The organism is Flavobacterium alvei, assembly GCF_002920895.1.
In the GTDB taxonomy this organism is placed as follows: domain Bacteria; phylum Bacteroidota; class Bacteroidia; order Flavobacteriales; family Flavobacteriaceae; genus Flavobacterium; species Flavobacterium alvei.
Genome location: NZ_PQVG01000004.1, coordinates 1 through 15,540 on the forward strand (window position 1 = coordinate 1; position 15,540 = coordinate 15,540).

The window sequence follows — 15,540 nt, forward strand, 5'->3', positions numbered from 1 at the left end:
AACAAAATAAAATATTAATGAAAACCTATAAAACTAAAAACAGCACCAAAAACGTTTTTGATGCTGTTTAATTTATTTAAATTTGTCTAATAATCTGTATCGATTATTTAGGACTAGTCATACCTTTAATTTAGTGGTCAGTGTTCAGTTATTAGTATTCAGTTGCTCTAAATCTACAATCAAAAATCGTTAATCTACAATCATAAATCACCTTGTTTCAATTTAAGCAATTTTCAGTCAAACAAGACCGAACGGCAATGAAAATTGGAACCGATGGTGTTTTGCTTGGCGCTTGGACTCCGATTGAAAATAATCCTTTCAGTATTTTGGACATTGGAACAGGAACCGGAATTATTGCCTTGATGTTGGCGCAAAGAAGTGCTGCCGAACAAATCGATGCTTTGGAAATTGACGAAGACGCTTACGAACAAGCAACAGATAATTTTGAAAACTCCCCTTGGAACGACCGTTTGTTTTGTTTTCACGCTGGCTTGGACGAATTTGTCGAAGAACCCGAAGATGAGTACGATTTAATTGTTTCCAATCCACCTTTTTATAGCGAAGATTACAAATCTAGCAACGACCAACGCGATTTGGCACGTTTTCAAGATGCAATGCCTTTTGAAGATTTGATAGAAGCAGCCGCTTTATTACTTTCCGAAAACGGAATCTTCTCCGTTATTATTCCTTTCAAGGAAGAAGAAAAATTCTTGGCTCTTGCCAATGAATACGAATTATTCCCTCTAAAAATTACCCGCGTAAAAGGAACTCCAACCTCCGAAATTAAACGCAGTCTTTTGGCTTTTAGCCGAAATGAAATTACCAACTTCCCAATTGATGAATTAATCATCGAAACCGCACGACATATTTATACTCCAGAATACATTGCCTTGACGAAAGATTTTTATTTGAAGATGTAATGTTTCTTTTTTTTATAATTTGATTTTAATTAATAGATAATTTCTTAAATTTGGGTAGGAATCGAATTGTGGCAAGCAAAGAGTTTTGTGCCCTTACAGACGAGATCAACAAACAATGAGTGACCAAATTCAAATAATTGAAACTTTGACAAATTACTTCAACAAAAAAGACTTTGTTGGAATGATTAACTACAGTAATTTAAAAATTGAATTAGACGGGTTAAATTATATTCTTTTCGGTGCAAGAGGCAAAGCTTATATTGAATTAGAAGAATTTGATAAAGCAATTATTGATATTACACGAGCATTAGAATTAAATCCAAAATATGCTTTAGGATTTTATAATAGAGGTTTTTGTTATTATTCAAAAGATGAATATGATTTTGCAATTAGCGATTTTGTAAAAGCAAAATTGTTAAATAACGAATTAACTAGTATAGATTTTTATTTAGGAGGTTGCTATTTTTTTAACGGAAATTATGAAAAATCTATTGAATTATTTTCAAATCATTTGTTAGATTATGACGATGAAGTTGCTTTACAATGGAGAGCCGAAATATATAATTTGACAAAACAGTTTAAAAAAGCAAATATTGATATTGCCAAATTACTTTTAAATGAAGTTCAAAATATTGATCGCTTTAAAAAAATTAATGAAATTGAAAAAGTAAAACATACAATTCCAAAAGAAAATAATAAATTATTTTCAATTAGCGATTATGGATTTCATAATTTGAAAGATGAAAAATGCAGTGGTATTTATATACTTGAATTTAGTAATAATGAATATTATATAGGACAAGCAAAAAAAATTCAAGTTCGAATCAAACAGCATTTAAAAAAACATAATGACATTTTAAATATATATTTCAAACAAACAATTGAAGATTTATTACTTTTAGAAGAAAATACAACAATAGCAATTTTTGAAAGTAAAGGATTGAGAATTCGTAATCTTAAACAAATAGATTTTTTGAATGTTTTTAATAATGTCCATCAGGAAAAATGGGTAAGTGATTTAACTTACAATACATTAACAGGAAGCAAATTCAATAATGATGAAGTAAGAAATAAATTTAAAGACAGATATTTAAAACTTAAAGAAAAGTTATATTTTGAGGAGATAATAAATTTATTGAGAAAATATATTAAATCAGCAATCCCAAATTATTTGGCAAGCGAATTCAATTATTGGAATATAACCTGTTTACCTAAATACTTAAAAAAATCTAATTGCATTACAAGAATTAACATTAATTCGGTACCTGTTTTATCTGTGTTTGAAGAACCTGATAATTCTTTAACATTTATGTTGTATGTTTCAAAAGTACCTTATTTGAAGCACCTTAAACAGAATAATGATTCCTTTCAGTTGCTGTCAGAAAATATTCCATCTTTAAGACTTGATTTAAGGATTGAATTTCAAGAGAAAACAGAAGGAGATGAAATTATAGTTTTAACTAATCAAGAAGATTTCAAAAACGCTCTTGAAAATGAATTAATAACTTCCTCGATTCGACTTTTTAATTTACGAATGATGAATAAAACTGGAAAAGAAGAAAAGCATAGACGAGCAGTAAGTCATTGTTTAGACCTTTCAGATAAAATATTAGAAGAATAAACAATGCTCTATAAATAAGTATTCAAACAAACCCTAACCCATCATCAAGACTATGAAAACAAATTTCTCCCTCTTTTTGACCTTGTTTTTAACACTAGGATTGTTGGCTCAATCCCCAGTAATTTCAAATAAGAATTTCTCGTTTGGCACTTATGGCCGCGCTGGGATTGGTTATGGACTAGGAACGACAGCCGAATTTCCGCAATCGCTCAATTTGAACGGAATGGGTTCTATTGGAGGTCGATTCGAAGAAAATGACTACTTAGAATTGGCTACAGCAATGCATTTTAGCCCTACAAATGCTAATAAAGATATCACCAAAATAAATGTTCAGGCGCGATTTGCATTCTACACCACCCAAGGACAATTAATTGGCAATGTATCCAACAAATCTATTGGAGGAATCACGACCGCTATGCCCGAATTATTTGCAGAAGCCAAAAACATTATGGGCAGTGATTGGAGTGTCTGGATAGGAGCTAGACTATTCCGTGGCGACGATATTCATATTATTGACCATTATTATTTTGATGATCATTCTGGTCAAGGCGTGGGAATACAACACAAAAACACCAAGTTTTCGGTTATTTTTACGGGCTCTATCGACACTACTTCGACATTGCCACCTAATTTTTATTTGAACATCGTTAACGGGACGCCTACATTAGGATTGCGTAATAGGTATATTTCGATTTTAGAACACGAAATCCAAGTTAAAAAGGGTTATGTAAAATTAATGGGAGAATTTCAACGTCTTCCGGCAGGTGAAGCCAAAGATGCCAATACAAAATACAACTATCCTGCCGATTATGGATTTGTTCTTGGCGCGAAATACAACAAAAACATTTCGACCAAACTTCCAGGTTCATTCAATGCCGTAAGCGCCCGTTATGGAACAGGAATTGCCAATGGAGGAGATGGAGGAAGCAGCCGAACTTATATGACTTATGGCGCGCCAAACCTCGAAACCAATAGTTTCAAGAAAGCATATTCAATCGCCCTTACCGAAACTTTCTTATTGAATCTCAACGAAAAATATTCGCTCAACGGCTATGCTGTTTATACCAAAAGTAAAGGTGCCAGCGACAGCAAAGACAAAGCACCAGATTATCTAGGAAAACAAATGTTGTTCAACCGGAAACAAGATATTTCTTTTGGAGCAAGAGGAACGTATTATATTAATAATTGGTTGCATTTATTGCACGAACTCGATTTTGCTTGGCGAAAAGACGGCACCCAAGATTTTGCACAAATGACCAAATTTACTATTGCACCTACATTAGTTCCAACCGCCAAACGAGATGTTTGGGAACGACCTCATTTTAGATTTGTGTATAGCGTGGCTCATTACAACAAATTTGCCGCCGAAAACCTCTATTCACCTTATCTTGCCCAAAGCGGCACTAAAAGTTGGGGACAATATGTAGGTATTAAAATGGAATGGTGGATTTGGTAATTCATTATCTGTCTAAACGAAATAATCGAACAAGATTGATTTAAAAACTCATAAATATAACTTTTCATTATTGTTTTGTTATATTTCTTTGTGTAGATTTGTGAAATAAACTTCTCCAACTATGAAACCAGACTTATTTCAAGCTCCAGACTATTACAATCTTGACGAATTATTGACAGAAGAGCATAAATTAGTTCGTGATTCAGCACGCGAATGGGTCAAACGTGAGGTTTCGCCAATCATAGAAGATTTTGCACAAAAAGCAGAATTTCCAAAACAAATCATCAAAGGTTTAGCCGAAATCGGTGCTTTTGGTCCTTATATCCCTGAAAAATATGGCGGAGCTGGTTTAGATCATATTTCGTATGGCTTGATAATGCAAGAAATTGAGCGAGGCGATTCTGGTGTTCGTTCCACAGCTTCGGTTCAGTCTTCGTTAGTAATGTATCCCATTTGGAAATACGGAAATGAGGAACAACGAATGAAATATTTACCCAAACTGGCTTCGGGAGAATTGATGGGTTGCTTTGGCTTGACCGAGCCTAATTATGGTTCCGATCCTGGAAGTATGATTACCAATTTCAAGGATATGGGTGACCACTATCTTTTGAATGGTGCCAAAATGTGGATTTCCAATGCGCCTTTTGCAGATATTGCCATTGTTTGGGCAAAAAATGAAGAAGGAAGAATTCACGGTTTGATTGTAGAACGCGGAATGGAAGGATTTTCGACACCCGAAACTCATAATAAATGGTCGCTTCGAGCCTCAGCAACAGGAGAATTGATTTTTGATAATGTAAAAGTGCCAAAAGAAAATTTATTGCCCAATAAATCAGGATTGGGTGCGCCGTTGGGCTGTTTGGATTCTGCTCGTTTTGGAATTGCTTGGGGAGCGATTGGAGCAGCGATGGACTGTTACGATACGGCTTTGCGTTACGCCAAAGAAAGAATTCAATTTGATAAACCCATTGCTGGAACCCAACTACAACAGAAAAAATTAGCCGAAATGATCACTGAAATCACCAAAGCACAGTTATTGACTTGGCGATTGGGTGTTTTGAGAAACGAAGATAAAGCCACCACGGCACAAATCTCGATGGCGAAAAGAAACAATGTGGATATGGCGATTCATATTGCTCGTGAAGCCAGACAAATGCTAGGCGGAATGGGAATCACTGGCGAATATTCGATTATGCGTCATATGATGAATTTAGAATCGGTGATTACTTATGAAGGAACTCACGACATTCATTTATTGATTACAGGAATGGACATCACGGGAATTTCTGCCTTTAAATAAATTTCAAACTTACAATTACTATAAAAACTTTTCATTTCGAGAAGTTTTTTGCGTTTATATTGATGTCAAAAAACTGTTTTACCTTTACAAATTAGCCATTTACCTCATTCTTTTTTTTGTGATTTCAAAAATTATTTCCTTTGACTATTAAAAAGAAAAATTATGGAAAAACTTCAAAAAATCACATCCCTACTTCTGTTGCTGATAAGCTTAAATTCCTTTGCTCAAACAGGAGTAACGATTACTTATTATAGCGGAACTACTCAAGGCTTTAATATTGCAACCACTGGAAAACTCTATTTTGCTTCGGATAATTTATATGTAAAAATTGACGCAAGCACCACTCCAACAACCATTCCTGTGAGTATTATTAGAAAAATAACTTTCTCGAATTCACTTTCAACAACCACTTTTGGAGAAAATAAAAATAGTTTGGTACTGTATCCAAATCCAAGTTCGAATAGCATTAAAATTAAATCGGATGCTGTCGAAAATTTAGACACCAAAATCTATTCGTTAACGGGTCAATTAGTCTTGGAAGGAGTTTATCAAAACAATCAGGAAATTGATGTGTCTCGTTTATCTTCAGGATTCTACCTTGTTCAAGTAAATGGTTTAACGATTAAATTCAGCAAAAAATGAGAAAAATATATCTTCTTGGATTACTTTTATTATTGACAAACCTTTCTTTTGGACAACAAAAAATAAGAGTTCACAATTCTGGCAACACGATGTATGCCAAGGAATTAACGGCAGTAGATAGCATTAAGCTAGAAAGTACTTATACTAAATTCAAACTTTCTGATGCAACGAATACTTTGAACATTCAAAAAACAATGATTGACAGTTTGACTTTTACAACAAATACGGTCAATCTAGACAAAATTTACATCATCTATAATGGGACAGATGATGCCACGATTATCAATCCGTATGCGACATCTGGCGTAACGATTACGGCAACTGCAGGAACGGTCGTGGTCACAGCAGCTTCGGGAATTACAAATTTAGAATACAATATTTTAGGTTCATCGACCAATGGAAGTCTAACAATAACAACTGATTTGGCAGTCAATTTGGTTTTAAATAATTTGACCTTGACTAACCCTAACGGAGCAGCGTTAACTGTTTCGGGGGCAAAAACCACCAATATTTTGTTGAAATCAGGAACAACCAATACGCTTTCGGACGGTTCGACAAGCACAAAAAACGGTACGATTACAACAAATGGACCTATTGTTATTCAGGATTCGGGAACTTTGGTAATTAACGGAATCAAAAAACACGGTATCAATACCTCTTCGACTATCACGGTTTTGAACGGGACAACTACTATAAATTCAGCTGCTTCGGATGGATTGCATTCCGAAGGATTTGTGATGAGCAACGGAACGGTAAACGTGCTTTCTTCTTTGGGAGACGGGATTGATGCTGGCGATGCTGCCATTGCTATAAGTGGAGGAACAATTAATGTTACTTCAACTGCTGCTGATGTAAAAGCCATTAAAACAGGAACTGGCACTATTGCAATTACGGGTGGTACTATAAATTTGACGGTTTCTGGAGCACAATCTAAAGGGATTAGCGCCAAAGGAAATATTACCATTACTAGCGGAACTTTTGCAATCACAATTTCTGGAGCAACCGTTCTTACGGCATCAGGAAGCGGGTTTGATCCTTCGTATTGTTCGGCAATAAAATCGGATGGAATAATTGCGGTTAACGGTGGAACTTTTACTATAAATTCTTTGGCTGGAGCCAATGGTGGGAAAGTCTTTTCTGCCAATGGAGAAATCAATATTACAGCTGGAAATATTACTACCAATACCGCTGGAAATGGCGGAATTTATACCAATATATTAGGCATTGCCGATAGTTTTTCGACCGCAAGTTTCACATCAGATACTAATATCAACATTTCTGGTGGAATAGTAAATATAACCAATTCTGGAACTGACGGAAAAGGAATTTCTGCCGATTTGAATGTCGCCATTTCAGGAACTGCTCAAATCACAATAACCAATTCTGGCGCCTCTGGAAAAGCCATAAAAGCCGATGGAAACATCAGTGTTGATGGTGGAACAACGACCACAAATCTTTCAGGCGCAACTGTTCTTACGGCTTCGGGTAGCGGTTATGACACTTCTTATCCTTCGGGTTTAAAAGCAACAGGAACAATTACTATCAATTCGGGCTCTGTTACTGTAATTGGAACAACCGCTGCAACAGGAACAAAAGGAATTTCTGCCGATGGAAATATTACTATAAATGGAGGAACAATTAATGTAACTACAACAGGAAATGGTGCCGTTTACACCAATACAACAGGAACTGTCGATTCCTATTCTTCAGCAGCCATTACAACCGATGCCAATTTGGTTATCAATGCTGGAACCATAACCACATCAAGTTCAGGCACTGGTGGAAAAGGCTTGAAAGCCGATGGAACAATGACTATCGGAACAGTAAGTACAAGCCCAACCTTGAATATTACTACAACAGGAGCACGATTTTTAGTTTCGGGAACGGATTATGCACACCCAAAAACTATTGTGGCGACTAGTGCAATCAGTATTTTGAACGGAACAAACACTATAAATTCTACCGATGACGGAATTCATTCTGACGTTTCTGTAACCATTAGTGGTGGAAATACAATTGTCAATGCCATTTCTTCTGTAACCGCAATGGGCGAAGGAGTAGAAGCACCAATAATCAATTTTACAGGTGGAGTTACCAATATTACAGCTTCCAATGACGGAATTAATGCTACTTATGGAACCGTTGCGGGTGGAACTGAAAGTAATGATGGTAGCCAATTGAATATTTCTGGCGGAGTGGTAATTGTTGCTGGAAAAGACGCTATAGATAGTAACGGAAACATAACAATAACTGGTGGAACAACCATTGTTACCGGACCAACTGCATCGCCAGAAGAAGGAATCGATTTTAATGGTACTTTCAATATGAATGGTGGTGTACTTATTTCAGGCGGATCGAATGCTAGTATGACAAAATCAATGAGCACCACTTCTACACAACGTGGAATGTATTTAAAATCGAGTGCCTCATTAGCAGCAACTTCTTTGATTCATATTAGAACAGCATCCGGAACAGAGTTAGCTACTTTCAAACCTAAAAATGCAGTTTACTACTTCCATTTTTCAAGTCCAAGTGTAGCAGCAAGCACTAGTTATCAAATATATTTTGGAGGAACTTACACTGGTGGAAGCTTTGTCGGAAACTCAACTGCTTGGGGTTTATATACTGGTGGAACCTATTCGACTTCTGGTGCAACATTGAAATCTACTTTTACCTCATCGGCTTCTAGCACAGTAAACACCGTTAGCTTTTAATAAAAAATATCTATAAAAACAAAAAAGGATTTTCATCTCTGAAAATCCTTTTTTTATGCATTTTTACAACCTAAAATAATGGTGCTATTTCTATTTCCAATCCATCCAATTCTTTGGTAACTGGGATTTGACAACTCAAACGACTGTTAGATTTTGTATTTGGCAATCTCGAAAGGGTCGCCAATTCAGCTTCTCTTTTTTCAGGCAAAGCGACATCATTTGTTGTGTAACATTGACAGGTGTGACACATGGCCATTCCGCCACACAAACCAATTGTTCCAACAGGTTCAAGCTCATAGGCACGAACAACATGCATTAAGTTCAATGCCATATCTGTTGGGGCTTTAACTTCGTGTATTTGACCTTTTCGATCTTTAATCTTTATTGTTATATCCATAAATCAATTATCCAACATTAACAACCGTTTCGATTTGAGGCGCATATTTTTTGATAGTTGTCTCTACGCCTGCTCTAAGCGTCATGTGATTTACACTGCAATTAGTGCAAGCACCTTGAAGACGAACTTTCACATGTTTTCCATCTTCAACAGAAACAAGTTGTATATCTCCTCCATCAGAATTTAAAAAAGGACGAATTTCTTCGAGCGCTTTCAAAATGTTTGTTGTTAATTCTTCTGTAGTCATTTTATTTAAATTAATTTCCCTTCTAAACGAGTTTTGCTATTATTTTTTGGATGAACAACCTGACATTGTTGTTATTTTCACCACTTCGGTAGCAGGCAAGTTTTCGTTTCTGTTCACTACTTCTTGAACTACATTTCTAGTGATATTCTCAAAAACAGTTTCTATAACTGACCCTGTTTGCAAGGCTGCCGGACGACCAAAATCTCCTGCTTCACGAATAGATTGTACTATTGGAGCTTCTCCCAAAAATGGTATTGCTAAATCCTCAGCAAGATTTTTCGCTCCCTCTTTTCCAAAAATATAATATTTATTATTAGGCAATTCTTCTGGTGTAAAATAAGCCATATTTTCTATAATTCCCAAAACAGGAACATTTATAGCTTCTGACATAAACATGGCAACCCCTTTTTTTGCATCGGCAAGAGCCACGGCTTGTGGTGTACTCACGACAACTGCACCTGTAAGTGGTAAAGCTTGAACTATGGACAAATGAATATCTCCTGTTCCTGGTGGCAAATCAATCAATAAAAAGTCTAATTCGCCCCAATCAGCATCAAAAATCATTTGATTTAAAGCTTTTGCAGCCATTGGCCCACGCCACATTATCGCTTGATTTGCAGGAGTAAAAAATCCTATCGAAAGTATTTTGACATCATAATTTTCGATAGGTTTCATTTTTGATTTACCATCCACTTCGACCGAAAGTGGTTTTGCACTCTCTACATCAAACATTATTGGCATGGATGGGCCGTAAATATCGGCATCGAGAATCCCTACTGAGAATCCCATTTTTGCTAGCGTTACAGCCAAGTTTGCGGTAACAGTAGATTTTCCTACCCCACCTTTTCCTGAAGCAACAGCTACTATATTTTTGATTCCAGGTATTGATTTGTCTGGAGCGATACTTTTTTCTGGAGCCTCAACTTTGACATTAATAATTATTTTAGCCTCTGGTGAAATTTTCTCCAAAATAGTTTTTTTGATATCGTCTTCGGCACGTTTTCTAATATGTAACGCTGGAACGTGCAATACTAAATCAACAATTACTTCATCTCCAAAGGTCACTACGTTTGCAATGGCACCGCTTTCAACCATATTTTTTCCTTCGCCTGCAACCGTGATGGTTTCTAATGCTTTAAGGATTTCTTTTTTATCTAATTTCATATTCTAACTGTGTTTTCAACTGAAATTACTCAACTGAAATATTATATTTATTTAAACTGAATCTATTAAATTCTTGACTACAAATATAGTGAAGAAGTTGTATAGTGACAATGTTTAAGGAGTTCTAATTTTGGAAATAAAGAAACAATAATGAGTTTTAATTTTTAATTAAGCAGAAATTGCTTCGGCAGTAAATGAATGTTTTAATAATTTTTAAAAATAATTAATGCAAACTCATTTCTGGCGTCCAAAAATGTTTTTCTAAATCGACAATTTGATTATCTACAACAATAATTCCTTCACTTTCGAGCAATTGTTGCATTAGATTTGTTCCATCAAAATGGTGTTTTCCGGTCAGAAGTCCTTTTCTATTTACCACACGATGTGCTGGAACATCTTCAAGATTATGTGCAGCATTCATTGCCCAACCCACCATTCTGGCTGACCGAGCTGCGCCCAATGCTTTTGCGATGGCACCATAAGAAGTGACTTTTCCGTATGGGATTTGTCTTGCGACAGCATAGACTTTTTCGAAAAAATTATCGGCTGACTTACCCATTTTACCAATAATATTTTATGATATTAATCAAAGTAATTATTGAAACCAATCCTGTGATACAACCAATAATTGTATTCATATTTTTCATTATGAAATCTCTTTTATTTTCAATTTTGTTAAAAAAAGAAATATACAAATAAAAGACCAGAAAAGAGCCTATTAAAACGCCGTTTACAAATATTAAAATTGTCGTTTTTTCAAATGAAAACAGTTGATAGGATGCTAATGTAATACTCACAAAAACATAATAAGGAATTGGGAAAAAGTTGAGAGAGGAAAGCAACATTCCCTGAAAAAAACGATTGGCTTTACTGTTTTGAGTGTATTTTTTGGTTTTGTCTTTTGGTTTCTTGGCAAGCCATAAAAAATAGACCGTCAAAGTTGAAAATATTCCGAATCCAATTTCGCGCAATAAAGTCACCAAATCTGGTCGTCGATTAATAACTTTTGCAAATAAAATGGAGAAAAAAACTTGAACACAAATGATTAAAACTGCTCCAAACACAAACCATAACGCATTTCGTTTTCCTTCTTTATGGTTTACTTTTGCCGCTGTCATATTGATTAATCCGGGTGGAATAATTCCTATAAAAGCACTAATAAAACCAAAAAATAGGGGCGTTATATAATTCATTTAAGATTTGTCGGAGTTGAAAAGATTATTCTTTAATTTTAAATCGAATATAAGTAATGGCTTTGTTGATTTCTAAATATTGCTTTTCGTAAAAAGTCTGAAAAGCAGTCACTTCTTCGGGACTTCCTTCATTTACATACACATTATGATTGGCATACAACACCTCGTGACCTTCGCCGTGCAGCAACCCAAGAGTATATCCGTGCATAAATTCGCTATCGGTTTTCAGGTTGACAACTCCATCTTTTTTGAGGATTTTTTTATACAATTGCAGAAAATCTGAATTGGTCATTCTATGTTTGGTACGCTTGTATTTGATTTGAGGATCGGGAAAAGTAATCCAAATTTCATCGACTTCATTTTCGGCAAAAATATGGTTGATTAATTCGATTTGGGTACGAATGAAAGCTACATTATGCAAACCGGTTTCTACTGCAGTCTTGGCACCTCGCCAAAAACGCGCTCCTTTGATATCGATGCCAACAAAGTTTTTATTGGGATATTTTTCAGCAAGTCCAACAGAATATTCTCCTTTTCCGCAACCTAATTCAATAACTATTGGATTGTCGTTTTTGAAAAAATCGGCATTCCATTTGCCTCTAAGCGGAAACAAATTGCCTACTACTTCTTCTCTTGAAGGTTGAAAAACATTGTTGAATGTTTCGTTTTCCTTGAATCTTTTTAATTTATTTTTACTTCCCACTTTTTTATAAAATATTTTTACTTCTTACAATTCGACCTAAAGGTTTTGGCTGGCAAAATTAGGGAAATATAATAAGACGGAATCCAAATCCTATTTCTTTTTAGCCTTTTGGGTTTCTTTTGGAGTTTCTTCAGCTATTTTGCCTAATTTAATTTTAGTTTCACCATTTTTACCGTCAACTACGAGTACGCTTACAACAATTCCTTTGTATCGAGCCGTTTCTCTTGCTTTTGGGTCGGTAATTTTATAATCCTCTTTTGGATTTCTCAACGGAATTCTCACCCCTAGATTAGTCCCAGAATGCGACAAAGAATAATCGCCTTTTACATCTATATTCAAAACATTCGATGTGATTTTCAACTCATTAACCTTTATTTGTTCACCTTTTATGGTCGTGATTCCGTATAAATCGCTAAAAGCAATGTGGCTTACATCTCTATTAGAAAAAACAATTTTTCCTATTTTTTGAATGGGTTGAAAATTAATTAATGCCCCATCTTTAACTTGAAAATTGACGTTTCCTATAATAGATTTTTTGTTTAACTCATTATTTGCATTAAGGACTCCTAAAAGTGATGCAGAAAGTGAAAGTTTCCCTTTTATATTGTTTGGACCAAAAGATTTTATGCCAAAATTATTGAACGAGGCTAAAAAATTAGAAATATTACCCTCATTTAATTTTAGATTGGATTTGAAATGCATTAGTCCATTTTTTGGAATCAATTGGGCATCAAATCTTAACGAGCTTCCGTTTCTGCCTTGAATCAATCCGTTTTTGACATATAATCCGCCGTTAATCATTTTGATATTAATCTTAAAATTATTGGCCAACATTTTGTTGAACGCCATTTTATCGACCGCCAAATCAAGATTTACTTGCGATTTACTAAATACATTTTGAAATTGATCGGATGATTGAGAATGGGATTGGGTTTTCCTCTTTGTGGGAGTTGATTTATCGTGATAGGACAAAACATTCACTATTTGTTTAACATCTAAATAAGGACTGTAGATTTTCCAATTAACAATCATTTTTTCGGGCGCATCATAATATAAATTGAGAAAATTATCCACTCTTCCTTCTAAAAAAACAATATTCTGTTTTCTTTGGTATTTGATTTGTTTTATCAACAAAGCCTCTTGGGTAAATTGTAAGTCTATGTTTGTCTTTTGAAAAGTAACATTTTTGGGTCTATAATAAAAACTGGCGTCTTTAATAGCAATAGCTCCAGTAAAACGAGGCTTATTCAGCCTCAAATCGACAATATCAACTTTAAAATCGAGGTTTACTTTGGCTGTTCCTGCTGAAAATTTGATGAAATTTTCATTAATCAAATTTTTCAATTTAACTACGTCATATTCTGAATTAAATTTTCCAGTTGCCACAGGTTTTTCAAGATTATTGATAATAGCTGAAGGAATTTCTAATGGAATTTCTTTGTATTCGCCCTTGAAATCAGTGATAATTATAGCTGAATTAGCATCGTTACAACCCAAACCATTTTTGTAATTATTAGTGAATTTTCCATTAAAACTACAATTTTTTACCGCGCCATATGAGGTTTTAAGTTCATCGTCTTTTATAACAGCATTAACCACAATTTCGGGATCACCCACAACACTCATATCACCTTTTATGACACAAGATGCTGCAAGTGGAACTTTTAAAGCAAATTTGTTAAGCTTTGAACTAATATTATTGGCCAATAAATTAGAGGCATTATTCCATAAAATCTTAGTTCTAATATCAATATCAAATAAAGAATTGCCTTTCCCGATATTAAAATGAGCTTTGATAGTAAAAGGATCTCTTCCTATTTCAAAATCTTCAGTAACTACCGAAATGAGATTTTTTTCACTCGAAAAATCAACCGCCAGTTTGCCTTCTATTGACTTGTCTTTCACAAAACTCCCTCTCAAAACATTAAATGCAAGACTTTTGGCAAAGGTTTTCAGATTGACTTTGGTTTTCCAACCTTCGTCAGTGTACTCAATTTTACTTTTTAAAGATTCTATCTGAAAATGAAATAGTTTGTTCCCTTTTTGGTTTTCAGAAATAAAAGTAACATTTTTCAAAACCACCTCATCAATAGAAGTTGTGGTGCTGCTTTCCTTTTTGGGTTCTTTTTTTTTAGGCTTAAAAATAGTAGAATTGCTAACTCCGTTTTTGTCTTTAAACAAGTCAATAGTTGCGTTGTGAATGACAATTTTGTGAATGTTGACTTCTTTTTTCAATAAACTTAAAACATTCAAACGCACTTCAATTTCACCCGCTTTCAGAACAGGACGTTTGTGAATGGCAAACAAACTATCTTTCAACTCTACATCTTTCAAAACCACAGTGAAATTCGGGAATCCTACTAAGAATTTGTATCCAATGTCTCCAATTTTGGCTTCTCCCAGAATATTATCATTAATTTGAGTATTGATTTTTTTTACTATTTCGGTTTTATTTTTTTCGAAATAAATACGTAAGCCAATCGCACTTACCAGCATTAAAGCAAATAAACTCAGAAAGAATATACCAATTATTTTGAAGGTTTTTCTAATAACTTTGGCTTTATCGGCTAACTTTTTCATACTCCAATACCTTTAATTTAAATAAAGATAATATATGTTTTATTAAATAAAATATTTTTTGAATTTTTCACTAAGAATCAAACACTTAGTTCATTACTATCTAGAATAAAGCATACCAAAAAGAATTCAGAATTATCCATAAAAAAAGCAGTCTAAAAAACTTTTTTTTAGACTGCTTAAAAACGAATTTATTAAAATTCCTTTAAAAAAAACTTAGCGTACTGCTTGTTTGTCAAAAGTAGTATTTAAAACTTTCTTTATTTTTTCTGTTGCCTGAAAAAAGGCTTTTTCTATCGAATCGGCGTGAGCAGTTACAGCAATAGGTTGCATTTTGGCTGGGCGAGCTTCTATCATACAACGTTTATCGTTTACTCCGCCTTTGTCGCTATTTTCGTCTCCAAGATGCACCTCAATTCGAGTTACTTTATCGTCAAAACGAGCTAACTCTTTTTCTAATTCTGAACTGAAAAATTTTTCTAATCTTTCGTGACCTTCAATGTTCTTGTCTGTATTAAATTGAATTTTCATAAGTAAATTATTTATTGATTGTCTCAAAAATAGCGAGTTATTTTTATAAAAACAGTTCAATTAATAAAACTTTAT

At 34.4% G+C, this 15,540-nt stretch carries 14 protein-coding genes; 6 read left to right on the forward strand and 8 right to left on the reverse strand.

Annotated features, from left to right (window positions below):
• The first annotated feature begins 257 nt into the window (after window positions 1-257).
• The 6 genes from C3L50_RS07530 (at window position 258) to C3L50_RS07555 (ending at window position 8,653) form a co-directional block, all read left to right on the forward strand.
• Window positions 258-920 carry a tRNA1(Val) (adenine(37)-N6)-methyltransferase gene (locus tag C3L50_RS07530; protein ID WP_165783985.1) on the forward strand — a complete coding sequence of 221 codons (663 nt, stop codon included), beginning with the start codon at window positions 258-260 and terminating at the stop codon, window positions 918-920.
• Window positions 921-1,035: 115 nt separating this feature from the next.
• Window positions 1,036-2,541: a GIY-YIG nuclease family protein gene (locus C3L50_RS07535; protein ID WP_103805568.1), complete on the forward strand. Its 1,506-nt coding sequence runs from the start codon at window positions 1,036-1,038 to the stop codon at window positions 2,539-2,541.
• A 52-nt stretch (window positions 2,542-2,593) separates the two neighbouring features.
• Window positions 2,594-3,997 (forward strand): carbohydrate porin, encoded by a 1,404-nt coding sequence (locus C3L50_RS07540; protein ID WP_103805569.1) that lies wholly within the window; start codon window positions 2,594-2,596, stop codon window positions 3,995-3,997.
• A 121-nt stretch (window positions 3,998-4,118) separates the two neighbouring features.
• Entirely contained in the window at window positions 4,119-5,297 is a 1,179-nt protein-coding gene (locus tag C3L50_RS07545; RefSeq protein ID WP_103805570.1) for an acyl-CoA dehydrogenase family protein, read from the forward strand.
• 162 nt (window positions 5,298-5,459) lie between these two features.
• On the forward strand, window positions 5,460-5,939 hold the full coding sequence (locus C3L50_RS07550; RefSeq protein ID WP_103805571.1) for a T9SS type A sorting domain-containing protein: 480 nt from the start codon (window positions 5,460-5,462) through the stop codon (window positions 5,937-5,939).
• Window positions 5,936-8,653 (forward strand): beta strand repeat-containing protein, encoded by a 2,718-nt coding sequence (locus C3L50_RS07555; protein ID WP_103805572.1) that lies wholly within the window; start codon window positions 5,936-5,938, stop codon window positions 8,651-8,653. The genes C3L50_RS07550 and C3L50_RS07555 overlap by 4 nt, the downstream gene beginning before the upstream one ends.
• 70 nt (window positions 8,654-8,723) lie before the next feature.
• Here the strand turns inward: C3L50_RS07555 and C3L50_RS07560 are convergent, their stop codons facing one another.
• From C3L50_RS07560 to C3L50_RS07595, 8 genes are all read right to left on the reverse strand, one after another.
• The gene (locus C3L50_RS07560; protein WP_103805573.1) at window positions 8,724-9,050 is read right to left on the reverse strand and encodes a 2Fe-2S iron-sulfur cluster-binding family protein; all 327 of its coding nucleotides are present in this window, start codon (window positions 9,048-9,050) and stop codon (window positions 8,724-8,726) included.
• A gap of 7 nt (window positions 9,051-9,057) precedes the next feature.
• Entirely contained in the window at window positions 9,058-9,297 is a 240-nt protein-coding gene (locus C3L50_RS07565) for a NifU family protein (protein WP_103805574.1), read from the reverse strand.
• 39 nt (window positions 9,298-9,336) lie between these two features.
• Window positions 9,337-10,461, reverse strand: coding sequence for an Mrp/NBP35 family ATP-binding protein (locus C3L50_RS07570; RefSeq protein WP_103805575.1), 1,125 nt, complete (start codon window positions 10,459-10,461; stop codon window positions 9,337-9,339).
• 223 nt (window positions 10,462-10,684) lie between these two features.
• The gene (locus C3L50_RS07575) at window positions 10,685-11,020 is read right to left on the reverse strand and encodes an MGMT family protein (RefSeq protein WP_103805576.1); all 336 of its coding nucleotides are present in this window, start codon (window positions 11,018-11,020) and stop codon (window positions 10,685-10,687) included.
• A gap of 1 nt (window position 11,021) precedes the next feature.
• Entirely contained in the window at window positions 11,022-11,654 is a 633-nt protein-coding gene (locus tag C3L50_RS07580) for a LysE family transporter (protein WP_103805577.1), read from the reverse strand.
• A gap of 25 nt (window positions 11,655-11,679) precedes the next feature.
• Window positions 11,680-12,357 (reverse strand): tRNA (guanosine(46)-N7)-methyltransferase TrmB, encoded by a 678-nt coding sequence (gene trmB / locus C3L50_RS07585; RefSeq protein WP_103805578.1) that lies wholly within the window; start codon window positions 12,355-12,357, stop codon window positions 11,680-11,682.
• A 90-nt stretch (window positions 12,358-12,447) separates the two neighbouring features.
• Entirely contained in the window at window positions 12,448-14,937 is a 2,490-nt protein-coding gene (locus tag C3L50_RS07590) for an AsmA family protein (protein ID WP_103805579.1), read from the reverse strand.
• Between the two features lie 213 nt (window positions 14,938-15,150).
• Window positions 15,151-15,465 (reverse strand): HPF/RaiA family ribosome-associated protein, encoded by a 315-nt coding sequence (locus C3L50_RS07595; protein ID WP_103805580.1) that lies wholly within the window; start codon window positions 15,463-15,465, stop codon window positions 15,151-15,153.
• Window positions 15,466-15,540 lie beyond the last annotated feature (75 nt).

Bases quoted from the DNA above. Each gene is read 5' to 3' on its own strand.
- C3L50_RS07530 (WP_165783985.1), top strand. From the start codon at position 258: ATGAAAATTGGAACCGATGGTGTTTTGCTTGGCGCTTGGACTCCGATT.
- C3L50_RS07535 (WP_103805568.1), top strand. From the start codon at position 1,036: ATGAGTGACCAAATTCAAATAATTGAAACTTTGACAAATTACTTCAAC.
- C3L50_RS07540 (WP_103805569.1), top strand. From the start codon at position 2,594: ATGAAAACAAATTTCTCCCTCTTTTTGACCTTGTTTTTAACACTAGGA.
- C3L50_RS07545 (WP_103805570.1), top strand. From the start codon at position 4,119: ATGAAACCAGACTTATTTCAAGCTCCAGACTATTACAATCTTGACGAA.
- C3L50_RS07550 (WP_103805571.1), top strand. From the start codon at position 5,460: ATGGAAAAACTTCAAAAAATCACATCCCTACTTCTGTTGCTGATAAGC.
- C3L50_RS07555 (WP_103805572.1), top strand. From the start codon at position 5,936: ATGAGAAAAATATATCTTCTTGGATTACTTTTATTATTGACAAACCTT.
- C3L50_RS07560 (WP_103805573.1), bottom strand. From the start codon at position 9,050: ATGGATATAACAATAAAGATTAAAGATCGAAAAGGTCAAATACACGAA.
- C3L50_RS07565 (WP_103805574.1), bottom strand. From the start codon at position 9,297: ATGACTACAGAAGAATTAACAACAAACATTTTGAAAGCGCTCGAAGAA.
- C3L50_RS07570 (WP_103805575.1), bottom strand. From the start codon at position 10,461: ATGAAATTAGATAAAAAAGAAATCCTTAAAGCATTAGAAACCATCACG.
- C3L50_RS07575 (WP_103805576.1), bottom strand. From the start codon at position 11,020: ATGGGTAAGTCAGCCGATAATTTTTTCGAAAAAGTCTATGCTGTCGCA.
- C3L50_RS07580 (WP_103805577.1), bottom strand. From the start codon at position 11,654: ATGAATTATATAACGCCCCTATTTTTTGGTTTTATTAGTGCTTTTATA.
- C3L50_RS07590 (WP_103805579.1), bottom strand. From the start codon at position 14,937: ATGAAAAAGTTAGCCGATAAAGCCAAAGTTATTAGAAAAACCTTCAAA.
- C3L50_RS07595 (WP_103805580.1), bottom strand. From the start codon at position 15,465: ATGAAAATTCAATTTAATACAGACAAGAACATTGAAGGTCACGAAAGA.